A 15,604-nucleotide genomic window follows, 5' to 3' on the forward strand; every position below is an offset into this window, starting at 1 on the left:
CTAGGACTCCTTCTTGCGGGCGGGCGGAATGTGGTTGTCGATGATGAAGGCGGCGGGGAACACCAGCAGGGCAATCGCGACGAGCGTGGCGAAATAGATCACGAAGCTGTCGGCCCCCAGGTTCAGCAGCCAGCCTCCTGCAAAGACCATCGCGATGGAAAACACGCGGCCGGACGTGATGACGAAGCCTATCCCACCCGAACGGCAGGCCGACGGGTAGCCATAGGCCATGACGACGTAGAATAGCGAAATCATCATGGAGACGAGGCCGACTGCCAGCCCTTCCAGCACCACGATGATGTGGATCTGCGACGACGTGGGTGGCCCGTCCAGCCCCTCCACCATGAACGCCAGCGCCACGATCGTAGCCGTAATCAGCGCCGCACCGCCAAGGATCATCGCGCGCGAACCGAAAGTGCGCACGGTGAAGCCCGCGGATATGCCGCCTATCATCGAAAGGATGCCTTGCCACGACGTCGCCCGCAGCGCCTCCTCAAGCGTGAATCCGGCGGAGGTGAGCAATTCGGTCGTCCAGTTCAGCAGTCCATAGACGAGCGTCGTCGCAGCAGAGAAGCTGACGAACATGGCTATGTTCAGCCGGGTATTGCGCTTGTGGAAGATGCCGATGCGCTCGCCCGTCTCGGCGAAATCCGCATCTTCGAGTTCGGGTGCGAGTTCGATATCGCTTTCTATCACGCGCGCGGCGCTTTTCTGCGCCGCTCCGGCATTGCCTTTGGCGAGGTAGAAAGCTGGCGGCTCGCGCAGCACCAGTCGCATGAGCGCGCCGAAGATCAGCGATCCCACTCCGAATATGACGAAAGCGCCCCGCCAGCCGTGGTCCGGCAGCAGGAAAGGAAGCAGTTCGGCCGCCACCGTGATGCCGACCGGGATGCCCACCGAGAGCAATGCGATGGCGTGCGGTCGATGGCGATCGGACACCCAGTCGCTCACGAGTGCCAATGCATTTGGGTAGGCGGCCCCGAACCCAAGCCCGCCCATGGCGCGCACCGCGCTCATTTCCCATACGGTGTTCGTGTAGGCCGCGGCGATGGTGGTGGAACCGAAAATCAGCGAAGCGATGAAAAGCGTGTTCAACCGCCCGATCCTGTCGCCCAAAAGGCCGCCCAGGATGGAGCCGAAACCCATGCCGAACAGCGATGCGGCAAGCGCTGGACCGAACAGCGCGCGGTCGATCTGCCATTCGTCAAGGATCAGCGGTGTGACCAGCGCCAGCGATTGCAGGTCTATCCCGTCGATCACCAGGAAAGCGAGGCCGAAGGCTGCGATGACGATCTGGAACGGGCGCAGCGGCGCATCGGCAATCGCCGCGCTGAATGGCATTCGCTTCAATCGGCCTCTCCCAAGGCTTGCCTCTCTTGCGGAGGTGACCGGGAAGTTGTGTCACGCCAATTGCGACGCGTCCAGACTGAAGATTGACTTTGTCCTAGCCGACGAAGCGTGTTGGCGGGCGGGGAGAGCCGCCGGGACTGTCGTCATCGGTAGACCGGTGAACCAGGCGCGGACCTGTGCTCGCTTCCTCGATCAGTTCGTCGAGCACGCGCTGGGGCAGGGGGCGGTCGAATTCCACACCGCACATTCCCGGCTTCGTCCAGATCACGTGGCAGTAGGCTTCGTGCAGGCTCCAGTCGAGTATCGCGGAAACGCCCTTGGGCGGCGGATCCTGCGTCGTCAGGCGCGCGCCTGTGGTGGAAATGTCGAACAGGCGACCGCTACGGTTGCCGGTGGGCATCAGCATCGTGGCAAGGCAATCCACGCGCGTTCGCGGCCCGCTGCGTCGCTCAGGAGCGGACACGGGTTTCGTGCGCGCGAACAGTTTCATGGCTTGCCCCTTTTTCTTATGAACGACGGGAGTGGGGCAAGGTTGGTTAAGCCTGCGCCAACATGTCTGGTTAATTCCACTTTTCTCCGATCCGCGCCTTCGGGCAATTCACCGCGGAATTATCGCGAGTTAGCGGCAATGACTTGGCGAATCGTGTTAGAGAACATATAAGGAACGAATGGCCGCGCTCGAAACCATCCAGAAGCTGGAAATCCTTGCCGATGCAGCGAAATACGATGCCTCCTGCGCGTCGTCGGGAACGGCGAAGCGCAACTCCACGGGGGGCAAGGGTGTCGGCTCCACGGAAGGCATGGGCATCTGCCACGCCTACGCGCCCGATGGCAGGTGCATTTCGTTGCTGAAGATCTTGCTGACCAACCACTGTATCTTCGATTGCCACTACTGCATCAACCGCAAGAGTTCGAACGTGCGCCGCGCGAAGTTCACTCCGCGCGAAGTTGCGGACCTGACGCTCACCTTTTACCGCCGGAATTATATCGAGGGGCTGTTCCTCTCCTCCGGCATCATCAAGAGCTCCAACCACACGATGGAGCTGCTCGTGGAAACCGCGCGCATCCTGCGCGAGGAGCACGATTTTCGCGGCTATATCCACCTCAAGACCATCCCGGAGGCGGACCCCGAACTGGCGCACCGGGCGGGTCTTTATGCAGACCGCGTGTCGATCAACGTCGAATTGCCCACCGATACCGGGCTCACCCGCCTCGCGCCGGACAAGAATTCGCGCCAGATCGAAGGGGCGATGGGCGGCATGAAAATGGCGATCCGCCAGTCGAAGGACGAGCGCAAGCGTTTCAAGCACGCGCCACGTTTCGCGCCGGGTGGCCAGTCGACGCAGATGATCGTGGGTGCCGATGCCGCAACCGACAGCGATATCGTCGGCAAGGCAAGCCGCCTTTACGGCAATTTCAAGCTGCGCCGCGTCTATTACAGTGCCTTCTCGCCCATTCCCGATGCCAGCGCCGTGCTGCCGCTGAAGCGCCCGCCGCTGATGCGCGAACACCGGCTCTACCAGTCGGACTGGCTGATGCGCTTCTATGGCTTTGCCCCGCAAGAGGTGATGCAGGCGACCGAAGCTGACGGGAACCTGCCGCTCGATATTGACCCAAAGCTGGCCTGGGCGCTGAAATTCCGTGATCGCTTTCCGGTGGATGTGAACCGCGCAGGCCGCGAAGATCTGCTGCGCGTGCCGGGGCTGGGTGCACGGGCCGTGGGGCAAATTCTCGCCAGCCGTCGCCATCGTACCCTGCGGCTGGACGACGTGGCGAAGCTCACTGTTTCCGTAGCTAAGGTGCGCCCGTTCATCTGCACCGTCGACTGGCGGCCTACACTGCTGACAGACCGGGCGGACCTGCGCAGCTTGCTTGCACCCAAGCAGGAGCAACTGGAACTGTTCGCGGCATGACGGCGCTCCAGCACGTAAAACTCGGCACCTACTACGTCGTGCATCTGCCCGAGCCGGACGATTTCGCCTTCTGGCGGGAGCGCGCGCGCCTGTTGATCCAGTGCGATGTGCCGCCCGACCGCGTCGCCTGGGTGGAGCCGGGTGGTAATGGCTCGCTGTTCAGTCACGGCGACAAGCGGCTGCCTTTGCCTGAAGACGACACGCGCATCATCCGCGCCAGCAAACGGTTCCTGTCGATTGCCAGGAATGTTGCTCATCATTCTGATCCGGAACGTTTTTCCCTGCTGTACGCGATGCTGTGGCGCTTGCAGCCCAGCCCGCGGCTGATGGAGGACAAGGCGGACCCGCAGGTGCGCCGGCTGGAGGACATGGACAAGGCCGTGCGCCGCGACGCGCACAAGATGCACGCCTTCGTCCGCTTCCGCATGGTGGAGGATGAAGAGGGGAACGAGCACTACGTCGCCTGGTTCGAGCCCGATCATCATATCGTCCGGCGCGAGGCGGGCTTCTTCGTGCGCCGTTTCGCCAACATGCACTGGTCCATCCTGACGCCGAAGGGCTGCATCCACTGGGATGGTGAGACGCTGCGAGAAAGCGGTCCGGCGCAGAAGTCCGACGCACCGCAAGGCGATCCGGCGGAGGACCTGTGGCGCAAGTATTACGCATCCATCTTCAACCCCGCGCGTTTGAAGATCGGGGCCATGCTGAAGGAAATGCCCCGCAAGTACTGGAAGAACATGCCCGAAGCCGCCCTGATTCCGGAGCTGGTGGCAGGCGCACAAAAGCGGGAGAGCGAAATGGTGGATGCAGGCGCACTCGAGTTCGAAGACCGGCCCGAGACGCTGGAAGCGATCGACAAGGCCATCCATGCCTGCCGCAAGTGCCCGATCGGCAATCTCGACAATCAGGCGGTGATGGGGGAGGGGCCTGACGACGCCGCTCTGATGATCGTGGGCGAGCAGCCGGGCGATCAGGAGGACCAGTCCGGAAAGCCCTTCGTCGGCCCGGCGGGGCAGGTTCTTGATGCCGGGCTGGAGCAGGCCGGCATCGAACGGCGCGAGGTCTATGTCACCAACGCGGTGAAGCATTTCAAATATGTCCAACGCGGCAAACGCCGTCTGCACCAGTCGCCGACCGCGAAAGAAATCGACGTGTGCCGCTGGTGGCACGAGGCGGAGCGCGCCATCGTGAAGCCCAAGGTGGTGCTGGCTCTTGGTGCCAGCGCGGCGCGGGCAATGCTGGGCAAGACGGTGAGCATTTCGAAAGTGCGCGGTGAGCCCATTGCGCTTGACGACGGTAGCGAGCTGTGGGTGACGGCGCACCCCTCCTACCTCCTGCGTCTCGATGGTGACGCCAAGGCGGAGCAGGAACGTCTGTTCGCCGCCGACCTTGCCGCGGTGAAGGAGCGACTCGCGGAGCTGGCGCAGTGAGCCGATAGCGTGACGTGCCCGACAGCGATCTCCTCCCCAAGCGCACGATCGAACTCGACCCCGATCAGGTAGACGCACCGCCGCGTGCGGCTTTTGTCGAACTCGGTCTCGTCAGTTGCTTCACATTCCTGCGCGGTGCGTCGGACGCGGTGGACCTCGTGCTGACAGCGCGCAGCCTTGGCTACGATGCCATCGGGATCGCCGATGCCAATTCCATGGCCGGCGTCGTACGCGTACATACCGAGGCGAAGACCCTGAAGATGCGACCCGTAATCGGCTGCCGCATCGAAACCGTCGAGGGTCTTGCCTTCCTCGCCTATCCCATGAACCGCGCCGCCTACGGTCGGCTCACCACGTTGATTTCCGCAGGGCGCATGGCGACGCTCAATGGTGAGTGGCAAGACAAGGGCGTGTGCGAGATCAGCATGCAGATGCTCGCCCGCCATGCAGAAGACGTGCAACTGGTCCTCATACCCCCGCCCGGTTTCCAAGAGAACTTCACCGTGCCCGGCTGGGCCAGCAATGTCGTGGCACTGGATGGCACGCTGCGCGAGGGCGCGGTGACGGGTATGCTGTCGGATATCCTGCCGCACCTCGCCGCGGGGCTGCCCACGCTGCGCCATCTTGCCGCCAGCTACCTCTACATCGGTGACGATATTGCTCGGATCGATCGGCTCGATGCGCTGGCCCGCGCCAATGGCCTGTCCCTGCTGGCAACCAACGACGTGCACTACCACGCGCCCGACCGCCGTCCGTTGCAGGACGTGATGACGGCGATCCGCCACAAGACCACCGTGGCACGCGCCGGACACCTGCTGCACGCCAATGCCGAACGGCACCTGAAAAGCCCCGAACAGATGCAGGTTCTGTTCGCGCGCTGGCCCCATGCCATCAGGGCTGCGCGCGAGGTGGCCGATGCCTGCGAATTCAGTCTGGATGAACTGAAATATGAATATCCGGAGGAGATCTATCCCGACGGCATGAGGCCGCAGGCCCATCTGGAAAGCGAGACCTGGAAAGGTGCAAAACGGCGTTATCCCAGTGGCTTGCCGGATACGGTGAAGAAAACACTTGAGCGTGAGCTTGCGCTGATCGGCAAGCTGGACCTTGCCCGTTATTTCCTCACTATCAAGGATATCGTCGATTTCGCCCGTTCGGTTGATCCTCCCATCCTGTGCCAGGGGCGCGGCAGCGCGGCGAACTCGGCGGTATGCTATTGCCTCGAGATCACCTCGGTCGATCCGGCCAAGCACCAGCTTTTGTTCGACCGCTTCATCTCTGAAGAGCGCAAGGAGCCGCCCGATATCGATGTCGATTTCGAGCACGAGCGGCGCGAGGAGGTAATCCAGCACATCTACAGGAAATACGGCCGCCACCGTGCCGGGCTGACCGCCACCGTCATCCACTACCGCCCGCGCATGGCGATCCGTGAGGTAGGCAAGGCGATGGGCTTGTCCGAGGATGTGACCAGCGCTCTGGCACGCACCGTCTGGGGCGGATGGGGCAAGGAGGTGAGCGAGAAGCACGCGGCGGAAACCGGCATGGACGTGACCGATCCTCACCTGCGACGGGTTCTGAAGCTTACCGAGCAAATGGTTGGTATGCCACGGCATTTATCGCAGCACGTGGGCGGTTTCATCCTGACCGACGGCCCTCTCACCGAGACCGTGCCCATCGGCAATGGTGCCATGCCCGATCGCAGTTTCATCGAGTGGGACAAGGACGATATCGAGGCGCTCGGCATCTTGAAAGTGGACGTGCTGGCGCTGGGCATGCTCACCTGCATCAAGAAATGTCTCGACCTGCTGGAGGATCATCACGACCGGCCGCTGACTCTGGCGAGCGTGCCGCGAGAGGACCCGGAAACCTACGAGATGCTGCGCAAGGGGGATTCGCTCGGCGTGTTCCAGGTTGAAAGCCGGGCGCAGATGAACATGCTACCACGCCTGCGCCCGCGCGAGTTCTACGACCTCGTGATCCAGGTCGCCATCGTGCGACCCGGCCCGATCCAGGGCGACATGGTGCACCCCTACCTCAAGCGGCGCCGGGGCGCCGAACAGGTGCAAATCCCTGCGCCTTCGCCCGATCATGGCCCGCCCGATGAGCTATCCAGTATTCTGGAGCGCACGCTAGGCGTGCCGATCTTCCAAGAACAGGCGATGAAGATCGCGCTGGATGCGGCCAAGTTCTCCAGCGCGGAGGCGAACCGGCTGCGCAAGGCCATGGCTACTTTCCGCAGCCGCGGCATGGTGGACGAGCTTCAGGACATGATGGTGGAGCGCATGGTAACGCGCGGTTACGACCGCGACTTTGCCCAGCGCTGCTTCAACCAGATACGCGGCTTTGGCGAATACGGATTTCCCGAAAGCCATGCCGCCAGCTTCGCGCACCTCGTCTATGTCTCCAGCTGGCTGAAATGCCATTTCCCGGCCGCTTTCGCCTGCGGCTTGCTCAACTCGCAGCCTATGGGCTTCTACGCGCCTGCCCAGATCGTGCGCGATGCGAGGGAGCACGGCGTGCAGGTGCTGCCGGTGGATGTGAACCGCAGTGAATGGGATTGCACGTTGGAAGTGATCGGCAAGGCTGATGATGCAAAAGGCGGCCGGCTCGATCGGCACATCGCCTTGCGCCTGGGGCTGAGGCAGGTCGACGGCCTGCCCGAACACGTGGCGGCAGCGCTTGTCACCGTGCGCGCGGAGAGCGGACCCTTTGCCGATGTTGCCGAACTGCGAGACCGGGCGCGCGTGCCTGTCACCCATATCGAGCGCCTCGCCAGCGCCGATGCCTTTGGCTCGCTGGACATGTCGCGCAGGCAGGCTTTGTGGGATGCGCGCAGCCTTGTCGGCGGTTCGGACCTGCCGCTTTTCGCCCATGCCGATGAGCGTGACGAGGGCGCGGAGCAGGGCAGGGCGATCCTGCCGAAGATGCCGTTGTCCGAAGAAGTGGTGGCCGATTACCAGACCACGCGCCTCAGCCTGAAAGCGCATCCCATGTCGTTCCTGCGCGCCAGCCTGGCAGAGCGCGGTTTCGTACGGGCCTGCGACCTGCGGGGGCGCAAGTTTCGCTCGATGGTGAATGTTGCAGGCGTGGTTCTGATTCGCCAGCGACCGGGCAGCGCGAAAGGCGTGTGCTTCATCACGCTGGAGGACGAGACCGGGGTTATCAACCTCGTGGTGTGGCCCGACCTGAAAGAAAAGCAGCGGACCGTGGTGATGGGGTCGCGGCTGATGGAAGTGCGCGGGCGGGTGGAATACGATGACGAAGTGATCCACGTCATCGCCCATCACATGACCGATGCAACGCAGGCCCTGCATCGCCTGTCGGACGACCTGCTCAACGCGCCTGTCGCCCGTGCTGACCATGTGAACAGCCCGCTGCAGGGACGGCTCAACCCACGGGACGACCTGCGCAGTGGCTCTGACGACCCAGCTAACCAGGCGATTCGCCCGCGCGACCTGATTGACCAGTTGCCCAATACCAGGGGCCATCCGCGAAATGTGCGGATCATTCCCAAGTCCCGCGACTTTCATTGAGGATGACGCGCAAACGCAAATGGCCCCGGCCTCCTACCGATGACCGGAAACTGGTCTTTGCGCTGATCCTGTTGACCTTGCTGCTGGGGGCGCGCGTCTTTCTGGCAGAGAATCCGCAGCACAATCCGTGGGCCCCGCTGGATTTGCGGGACGAGCGTGGCTGGGCCACGCAAACCAAGCTTTCAGGCCTGCGCGGCGATTCACAGGGTTGCAGGGCTGTGCTGGATCGTAGCGAGATCGCCTTTTCTGCCTTGCCCGCTACGGGCGAGGGGCAATGCCGCCGTGACGATCGATTGACGCTGGATGCAGTGCCATTTGCTCCGCGTTTTCCGGAGATGACATGCCCGGTCGCCACCGGGTTGGTGCTGTGGCTGGAGAAGGATGTGCAGGCGCTCGCGCAGGATATTCTCGGCAGCAGCGTGGAGCGTGTCGAGCAACTGGGCACCTACAGCTGTCGCCGCATGTATGGCGATGCCGACGCGGCGTGGAGCGAACATGCAACCGGCAATGCGATCGACATCGCAGGCTTCCGCTTGACCGATGGCAGAACCGTCACTGTGCTGGAGGACTGGGATAACGGCCGTGACGAAGACCGCTTCCTGACGGCGGTGCGTGATGCTGCCTGCGACAGCTTCGGCACCGTCCTCTCACCCGATTACAACGCCGCCCATGCAGACCACTTCCATCTGGACCAGGGGCGCAGCCCTGCAATGGGTGCTTGCCGATAATCGGTCTGCGCAACATCTGCTGCTGACAACAAAAAACCCCCGCCGAAGCGAGGGTTTTCCGTAATTCCCAGAAGTGCTGATCAGGCGCTGACCGGCACGTCCTCATCTTCGTTGTCTTCGATGAGAAGAACAACGCCGACGGCAGCAGCTGCAGCCAGAGCAACGACCAGAACCGTGCCAGCGCCGCCTTCACCAAGCTCTTCGTCCTGAGCGACGGCAGCAGCGTCACGCACGGTCGGTGCTGCGGCTGCGGTAAGGGTCGTGCCGGCAATGAGGCCAGCGGCGAGCGTGCTTGCAATAATCTTTTTCATTCTTTTCCCTCTTAAATCGGAGGCACTTGAGTTGAGAATGCCTTACTCGGGTAACTCACTAATGTGAAGCCGCATCAGTGCCTTTCGTTCCGGATCGGGCCTAATTTGCGACGAACCGTTGCAAAGTGGACACTGAGATCGTTCGAAAACAATCACTTCGATCAAACGTTTGATATCGAAAGCATCGCTGCAATGCAATAACGGCCCGCATCCGTAAGACCCCGCAGAAAGGCTTTAAACTGGCTCCAGAGCATACCCCGCAGAACGCACCGTGCGAATCGGGTCGCGTGCGTTTTCCAGCGAGATTGCCTTGCGCAGGCGCCGGATGTGGACGTCCACCGTACGCTCCTCGATCTCACTGCCAGTGCCCCAGACCGCATCCAGCAACTGCCCGCGAGAGAAAACGCGGCGGGGATGCTCCATGAAAAACTTGATGAGCCGGTATTCGGTCGGCCCGATCTGCAGCGCCTTGCCGCGTCGTTCGACCCGGTGAGCAACCGGGTCCAGCTTGAGGTCGCCAGCCTCTATCGTCTCTCCGGCAAGGGCAGGGCGAACGCGGCGCAGCACGGCGGACACGCGGGCCAGAAGTTCTCGCGGCGAGAACGGCTTCGTCAGGTAGTCGTCGGCACCGGTTTCCAGGCCCCGAACCCTGTCGTCCTCCGCTTCGCGTGCGGTCAGCATGATGATGGGCACGTGCGCGGTGGCCTTGTCGCGGCGCAGGCGGCGGCACACTTCGATGCCGGTCGTGCCCTCGATCATCCAGTCGAGGATCACGAGGTCCGGCGTGTCTTCCGCTGCCATGATGAGGGCATCGTCGCCATCGGCGGTAATGCGCACGTCGTAACCTTCGCTCTCGAAACGGTATTCGAGCAGTTCGGCGAGGGCAGTATCGTCTTCGACAAGCAGCAGTTTCGGCGCGGACATAATCTATCAGACCCTCTGGATCGCGGCACCGGAGATGATGCCGCCAAGGGCCTGATATTTCAATTCTGTGTCAGATTTGTTGCACGCACGCCGATTACCGACGCCAGCATGCAATTACCGCTCGATATCGTCCGGATATGACCCGGTGGCGGAGTAGTGGACCATTTCCGCTACGTTCGTGGCATGGTCCCCGATCCGCTCCAGGTTGCGGGCGATGAACAGCAATTGCGCCGCGCTGCTGATGGTAGCCGGGTTCTCCACCATGTGGCTGACGAGATTGCGGAAGATGCTGTCGTAGAAAGCATCGACCTTGTCGTCGCGCTGGATCACCTCGCGCGCCATCACCGGGTCGCGCGCGGCATAGGCGGTGAGGACATCGTGGACCATCTCGGCCGCCACTTCGCCCATGGCGGGCAGCAGGGTAAGCGGTTCGAACTTCGTGCGCCCCTCAATGCGGCCTACGCGCTTGGCGATGTTCTTCGCATAGTCGCCGATGCGTTCCACCACGCCGCCGATCTTGAGCGCGGCGACGATCTCGCGAAGGTCGTCAGCCATCGGCGCGCGCAAGGCAAGCACGCGCACGGCCATGGCGTCTACTTCGGTTTCCAGCGCGTCGAGCTTGGCGTCGCGTTCCACGACTTCGGCGGCGAGCGCTTCGTCGCCGTTCACAAGGGCCTGAAGCGCCTGCTGGATAGCGACCTCGGCAAGTCCGCCCATCTCCGCGATCAGGCCGCGCAGGCGGGTGATGTCTTCATCGAATGCCTTAACTGTATGCTCGACCATCAGCCGTACCGTCCCGTGATGTAATCCTGCGTGCGTTGCTCTGTCGGATTAGTGAAAATGTCCGACGTGTGTCCATATTCCACCAGGTTTCCGAGGTGGAAAAAGGCAGTGCGCTGCGAAACGCGTGCGGCCTGCTGCATGGAGTGCGTGACGATCACGATACCATAACGGCCGCGCAGTTCGTCGATCAATTCCTCGATCTTTGCCGTGGCGATGGGATCGAGAGCGGAACACGGTTCGTCCATGAGGATGACTTCGGGATCCACTGCGATGGCACGCGCGATGCACAAGCGCTGCTGCTGCCCGCCGGAAAGCGCGGTGCCGGAATCGGTCAGGCGATCCTTCACTTCTTCCCACAGACCGGCGCGGCGCAGGCTCTTCTCCACGATGTTGTCGAGATCGGGCTTGGCATCGGCGAGGCCATGGATCTTGGGGCCGTAGGCAATGTTGTCATAAATCGACTTTGGGAAGGGGTTCGGCTTCTGGAACACCATGCCTACCCGCGCGCGAAGTTGCACCACATCCATCCCGCTGGCGTAGATATCCTCGCCGTCCAGTTCGATCGTGCCGGTGACACGGGCCGAGGGAATGGTGTCGTTCATGCGGTTGAGTGCGCGCAGAAAAGTGGACTTGCCGCAGCCCGACGGACCGATGAAGGCCGTCACGAACTCGGTATAGACATCGATATCGACACTATCGATGGCTTTCTTCTGCCCATAGTACACGTCCACATCGCGGGCGCGCATCTTGGGCTCGCCGGTTTCGATGTTCTCATGCTCGAGCGACTTGTTCGCCTGATTTGCGAGGGGGCTGTCAGCTATGTCGGCCATCACCACTTCTTCTCGAATCGATTACGCAGGTAAATGGCGAGGCCATTCATCAGCAGGAGGAATATCAATAGCACGATGATCGCCGCGCTGGTGCGTTCCACGAAACCGCGGTCGATCTCGTCGGACCACAGGAAGATCTGCATCGGCAGGACCGTGGCATTGTCGGTGAAGCCCTCGGGCGGACTGGCAACGAAGGCACGCATGCCGATCAGCAGCAGCGGTGCGGTTTCGCCAAGCGCGCGGGCCATGCCGATGATCGTGCCGGTCAAGATGCCTGGCAGAGCGAGGGGAAGCACGTGATGGAACACCACCTGCACCGGTGATGCCCCGATGGCGAGCGCGCCGTCGCGGATCGAGGGTGGTACGGCCTTGATGGCGTTGCGCCCGGCGATCACGATCACGGGCATCGTCATCAACGCCAGCGTCATACCGCCGATAAGAGGGGCGGAACGATAGCTGGGAAAAATCCACAGGAACACCGCAAGACCCAGCAGACCGAAGATGATGGAGGGCACCGCCGCCAGGTTGTTGATCGAGACTTCGATCAGGTCAGTCCAGCGGTTCTTTGGCGCGTATTCTTCGAGGTAGAGGGCCGCCAGCACCCCGATGGGAAAAGCCAGCAGCAGCGTGACGATCATGGTCAGGATCGAGCCCTTGAGCGCACCCCAGATACCTACCAGCTGCGGGTCCGTGGCATCCGAGCGCGACAGGAATCCTTCGTCGAAATTGTCGGCCAAATGGCCTTCTTCGGCCAGCCTTTGGGCCAGCGGCTGAAGATCGGCGCTGCCGTCCCCCGCATAGGCACTGGCGAGCGATTCGTCGGTCGGGAGCCAGAATTCCTGCTGACCGCGCGCAAGGCTGGGGTCGGCAGCGATTTCCTGTGCGACCAAGCGCCACGATTCGCTGTTGACGTGCGCGGCCGCTTCCTCGCCCAGCGCCTGCTCCGCGCTGAAAATGATGATGTCGCGCATCCCCTGCCGCTCAAGCGACTGGACGACCGCGCGTTCGTCCTCAGGATTGGCGGGAATGGTGACGGGGGCATTGGTAAAGTCCACCGGCACGCGCAGTTCCGTTCGCTGGAAACCGCCGATGCCGTTCATCGCCATGGTGACCAGCAGGAACACCAGCACGGCAATCGAGAAGACGATCGCGCCGAGGCCGATCGCCTTGAAGCGCTTCTCTGCCGCATAGCGGTTTTTCAGGCGCGCCTCGAAAGCGGCCGTGCGCGTCGGGCGGACGTTGTGGGCCACGTCATTCATAAGCTTCGCGGAACCTCTTAACGATGCGCAGCGCGATGATGTTGAGAACCAGCGTCACCAGGAACAGTACGAAGCCCAGCGCAAAGGCGGCGAGGGTGGAGGCCGAATCGAGGCTGGCTTCGCCGGTCAGGTTGGCGACGATCTGGTACGTCACCGTGGTCATGGCTTCCAGCGGATTGGCGGAAAGGCGCGCAGTGGCGCTGGCAGCCATCACCACGATCATGGTTTCGCCGATGGCACGACTGATCGCCAGCATGATGCCGGCAACGATGCCGGGCAGGGCAGCGGGCACCAGCACGCGCTTGATCGTCTCGTTCTGCGTGGCGCCCATGGCGAGCGAGCCGTCCTTCATTGCCTGCGGCACGGCGGCGATGGAGTCGTCGGCCATTGAAGACACGAAGGGAATGATCATTACGCCCATTACCAGGCCTGCCGCCAGCGCGCTCTCGCTGGACGGGTTCTGCACGCCCAGCGACATGGCGATGTCGCGAATGGCCGGCGCGATGGTGAGCGCGGCGAAGTAGCCATAAACCACCGTCGGCACGCCCGCGAGCACTTCCAACGCTGGCTTCAGCCAGGTGCGCACGCGCGGTGCGGCATACTGGTTGAGATAGATCGCGCTCATCATGCCCAGCGGAATGGCAACGATCATGGCGATGACTACGCCGATGAAGAAGGTGCCCCAGAAAAGCGGCACCGCTCCGTAGCGTTCGGGATCGGGGTTCGATCCGTCAGTCATCGGGTTGGGCGACCAGTTGACGCCGGTGAGGAAATCGATCGGATTGACCATGCCGAAAAAGCGCACGGTCTCGAACACCAGGCTGGCGACGATACCGAGCGTGGTGAGAATGGCGACAAGCGAAGCAATCAGCAGAACGCCGAGTACGGCCCGCTCGACACGCGTGTGCGCCCGGAAATCGGGTTTGAGGCGCAGGAATGCCCATGCGCCGCCCGCCAGCGCGATCAGGATCGTCACAACCAGGCCGATGATGTTGTAGCGGGTGAGCGCTTCGTCGAAAGGCTCGACCAAGGCCGCTGCTTCCGGGTTGAAGACGCCGGGCGCGGCACCGGTTGCCACGGCGCGGGCCTCGGCCAGCATCGTCTCGCGCTGCATTCCGAAAGCAGGCAGATCGGCCGCCGCCGGGCTCGCCAGCACGTGCTGGATCACCAGGTTATCGGCAATCTGCGCCCAGATCAGCGCAAACAGCAGAGTGGGGACGACAATCCACAACGCGGCATACCACGCGTGGTAGTTGGGCAGGGAGGCAATGCGCTTGCCCCCATGGGCGCGCCGGAACATCGCGGCGCGCGAACGGGCGACCAGCCAGCCGGCCAGCCCCAGTCCAAGGACTAATAGGATCAGGGTACTGGCCGACATGGGTCTAGGTTAAAGTCCTACTGAAGGTCAGATGCGGCGAGCGGGGTGAACTCGGTCGCGGCGGTGTTCTGGCGTGCCATAACGTCTTCAGGGTTCGGCACAAGCCCAACCTCGGCCAGCGGACCGCCTGCTCCCCAGGACTCGACCCAGGTCGCGATGAATTCGCGCAGGCCGGGGATCGCATCAAGGTGCTGGTTCTTCACGTAGATATAGAGCGGACGCGCGCCGATGTAATTGAAGCTGGAGATATTCTCGTAAGTCGGCTCCACGCCGTTCACCGTCAGGCCGTGGATACGGTCAAGGTTTTCTTCCAGGTAGGAGAAGCCGAACACGCCGATGGCATCGGCATTGCCTTCGATCTTCTGCACGATCAGGTTGTCCTGCTCGCCCTGCTCCACATAGGCGCCGTCGGTGCGAACTTCGGTGCAGATCGCCTCAAACCGGTCTTCGTCCTGCTCTTCCAGTTCGGCCATGCCCGCTCCGGCTTCGCAGCCCGGGATCAGCACCAGCTCGACCAGCGCGTCGCGCGTGCCCGAAGTGGCGGGCGGGCCGTAGACGAGGATGGGCTTGTTCGGCAGCGAGGGATCGATGTCGCTCCACATTTCTGCGGTCTGCTCTTCGCCATAGGGGTTGGCGGCAACCGCGCGGTAGACGATTTCCGGCGTCAGGTCGAAATCTATGCCGCCATTGGCGGAGGCGAAGGCGATGCCATCCATGCCGACCTGGATTTCGGTGATGGCTTCCACACCATTGGCCTGGCAGGTCTCGAACTCGCCGGGCTTCATGCGGCGCGAGGCGTTCACGATGTCGGGCGTGGAAGCGCCGACGCCGGCGCAGAACAGGCCCATGCCGCCGCCGGTGCCGGTCGATTCGATCAGCGGGGAGGCGTTGTCGGTGTTGCGGGTGAAAGCCTCTGCCACGCGGGTGGCGAAGGGATAGACGGTGGAGGAGCCGACGGCGTGCACGGAATCGCGTGCTTCGCCGCCACTGCCTGCGTTGTTACAAGCGGCGAGTGCCACCAGGGCGAGAGCCGATGCGGCTGTGCGGATATTGAGTTTCATGATTATCCTCGTTTCGGTTCAGATGGCAGACCGCTAGGTCTAACGTATGACGACTTTGCGACAAACCGGCGTTCGGTTCGTGACCGAACGACATATTCGTCGCC

Annotated in this window: 13 protein-coding genes; 4 read left to right on the forward strand and 9 right to left on the reverse strand. The window is 62.6% G+C overall.

What is annotated here, in order from left to right:
* Entirely contained in the window at positions 1–1,341 is a 1,341-nt protein-coding gene (locus D4Q51_RS14080; protein WP_120078454.1) for an MFS transporter, read from the reverse strand.
* A gap of 103 nt (positions 1,342–1,444) precedes the next feature.
* Entirely contained in the window at positions 1,445–1,840 is a 396-nt protein-coding gene (locus D4Q51_RS14085; RefSeq protein ID WP_120078455.1) for a PilZ domain-containing protein, read from the reverse strand.
* A gap of 178 nt (positions 1,841–2,018) precedes the next feature.
* Here D4Q51_RS14085 and D4Q51_RS14090 point away from each other — a divergent pair, with 178 nt between their 5' ends.
* Genes D4Q51_RS14090 through D4Q51_RS14105 form a run of 4 tightly spaced genes read left to right on the forward strand, consistent with a single transcriptional unit; the run spans position 2,019 to position 8,954 of the window.
* Positions 2,019–3,263, forward strand: coding sequence for a putative DNA modification/repair radical SAM protein (locus tag D4Q51_RS14090; protein WP_120078456.1), 1,245 nt, complete (start codon positions 2,019–2,021; stop codon positions 3,261–3,263).
* Complete coding sequence (locus tag D4Q51_RS14095; protein ID WP_120078457.1) at positions 3,260–4,693, forward strand: UdgX family uracil-DNA binding protein; 1,434 nt, start codon at positions 3,260–3,262, stop codon at positions 4,691–4,693. Before D4Q51_RS14090 ends, D4Q51_RS14095 begins: the two co-directional genes overlap by 4 nt.
* A gap of 14 nt (positions 4,694–4,707) precedes the next feature.
* Complete coding sequence (locus D4Q51_RS14100) at positions 4,708–8,226, forward strand: error-prone DNA polymerase (RefSeq protein WP_120078458.1); 3,519 nt, start codon at positions 4,708–4,710, stop codon at positions 8,224–8,226.
* A 2-nt stretch (positions 8,227–8,228) separates the two neighbouring features.
* Positions 8,229–8,954, forward strand: a complete 726-nt coding sequence (locus D4Q51_RS14105) for an extensin-like domain-containing protein (RefSeq protein ID WP_120078459.1) — start codon at positions 8,229–8,231, stop codon at positions 8,952–8,954.
* An 80-nt stretch (positions 8,955–9,034) separates the two neighbouring features.
* Here the strand turns inward: D4Q51_RS14105 and D4Q51_RS14110 are convergent, their stop codons facing one another.
* From D4Q51_RS14110 to D4Q51_RS14140, 7 genes are all read right to left on the reverse strand, one after another.
* Positions 9,035–9,265, reverse strand: a complete 231-nt coding sequence (locus D4Q51_RS14110; RefSeq protein WP_120078460.1) for a hypothetical protein — start codon at positions 9,263–9,265, stop codon at positions 9,035–9,037.
* A 234-nt stretch (positions 9,266–9,499) separates the two neighbouring features.
* The gene (gene phoB, locus D4Q51_RS14115; RefSeq protein WP_120078461.1) at positions 9,500–10,189 is read right to left on the reverse strand and encodes a phosphate regulon transcriptional regulator PhoB; all 690 of its coding nucleotides are present in this window, start codon (positions 10,187–10,189) and stop codon (positions 9,500–9,502) included.
* Between the two features lie 114 nt (positions 10,190–10,303).
* Positions 10,304–10,972, reverse strand: a complete 669-nt coding sequence (gene phoU, locus D4Q51_RS14120) for a phosphate signaling complex protein PhoU (protein WP_205689509.1) — start codon at positions 10,970–10,972, stop codon at positions 10,304–10,306.
* Positions 10,972–11,718, reverse strand: coding sequence for a phosphate ABC transporter ATP-binding protein PstB (gene pstB / locus D4Q51_RS14125; protein WP_240624817.1), 747 nt, complete (start codon positions 11,716–11,718; stop codon positions 10,972–10,974). Before pstB ends, phoU begins: the two co-directional genes overlap by 1 nt.
* Positions 11,719–11,801: 83 nt before the next feature.
* Positions 11,802–13,061: a phosphate ABC transporter permease PstA gene (gene pstA, locus D4Q51_RS14130; RefSeq protein WP_120078464.1), complete on the reverse strand. Its 1,260-nt coding sequence runs from the start codon at positions 13,059–13,061 to the stop codon at positions 11,802–11,804.
* Positions 13,054–14,439, reverse strand: a complete 1,386-nt coding sequence (gene pstC, locus D4Q51_RS14135) for a phosphate ABC transporter permease subunit PstC (RefSeq protein ID WP_120078465.1) — start codon at positions 14,437–14,439, stop codon at positions 13,054–13,056. The genes pstA and pstC overlap by 8 nt, the downstream gene beginning before the upstream one ends.
* Before the next feature lie 17 nt (positions 14,440–14,456).
* Positions 14,457–15,500 (reverse strand): substrate-binding domain-containing protein, encoded by a 1,044-nt coding sequence (locus D4Q51_RS14140; RefSeq protein ID WP_120078466.1) that lies wholly within the window; start codon positions 15,498–15,500, stop codon positions 14,457–14,459.
* Positions 15,501–15,604 lie beyond the last annotated feature (104 nt).

Source organism: Aurantiacibacter odishensis (genome assembly GCF_003605195.1).
In the GTDB taxonomy this organism is placed as follows: domain Bacteria; phylum Pseudomonadota; class Alphaproteobacteria; order Sphingomonadales; family Sphingomonadaceae; genus Alteraurantiacibacter; species Alteraurantiacibacter odishensis.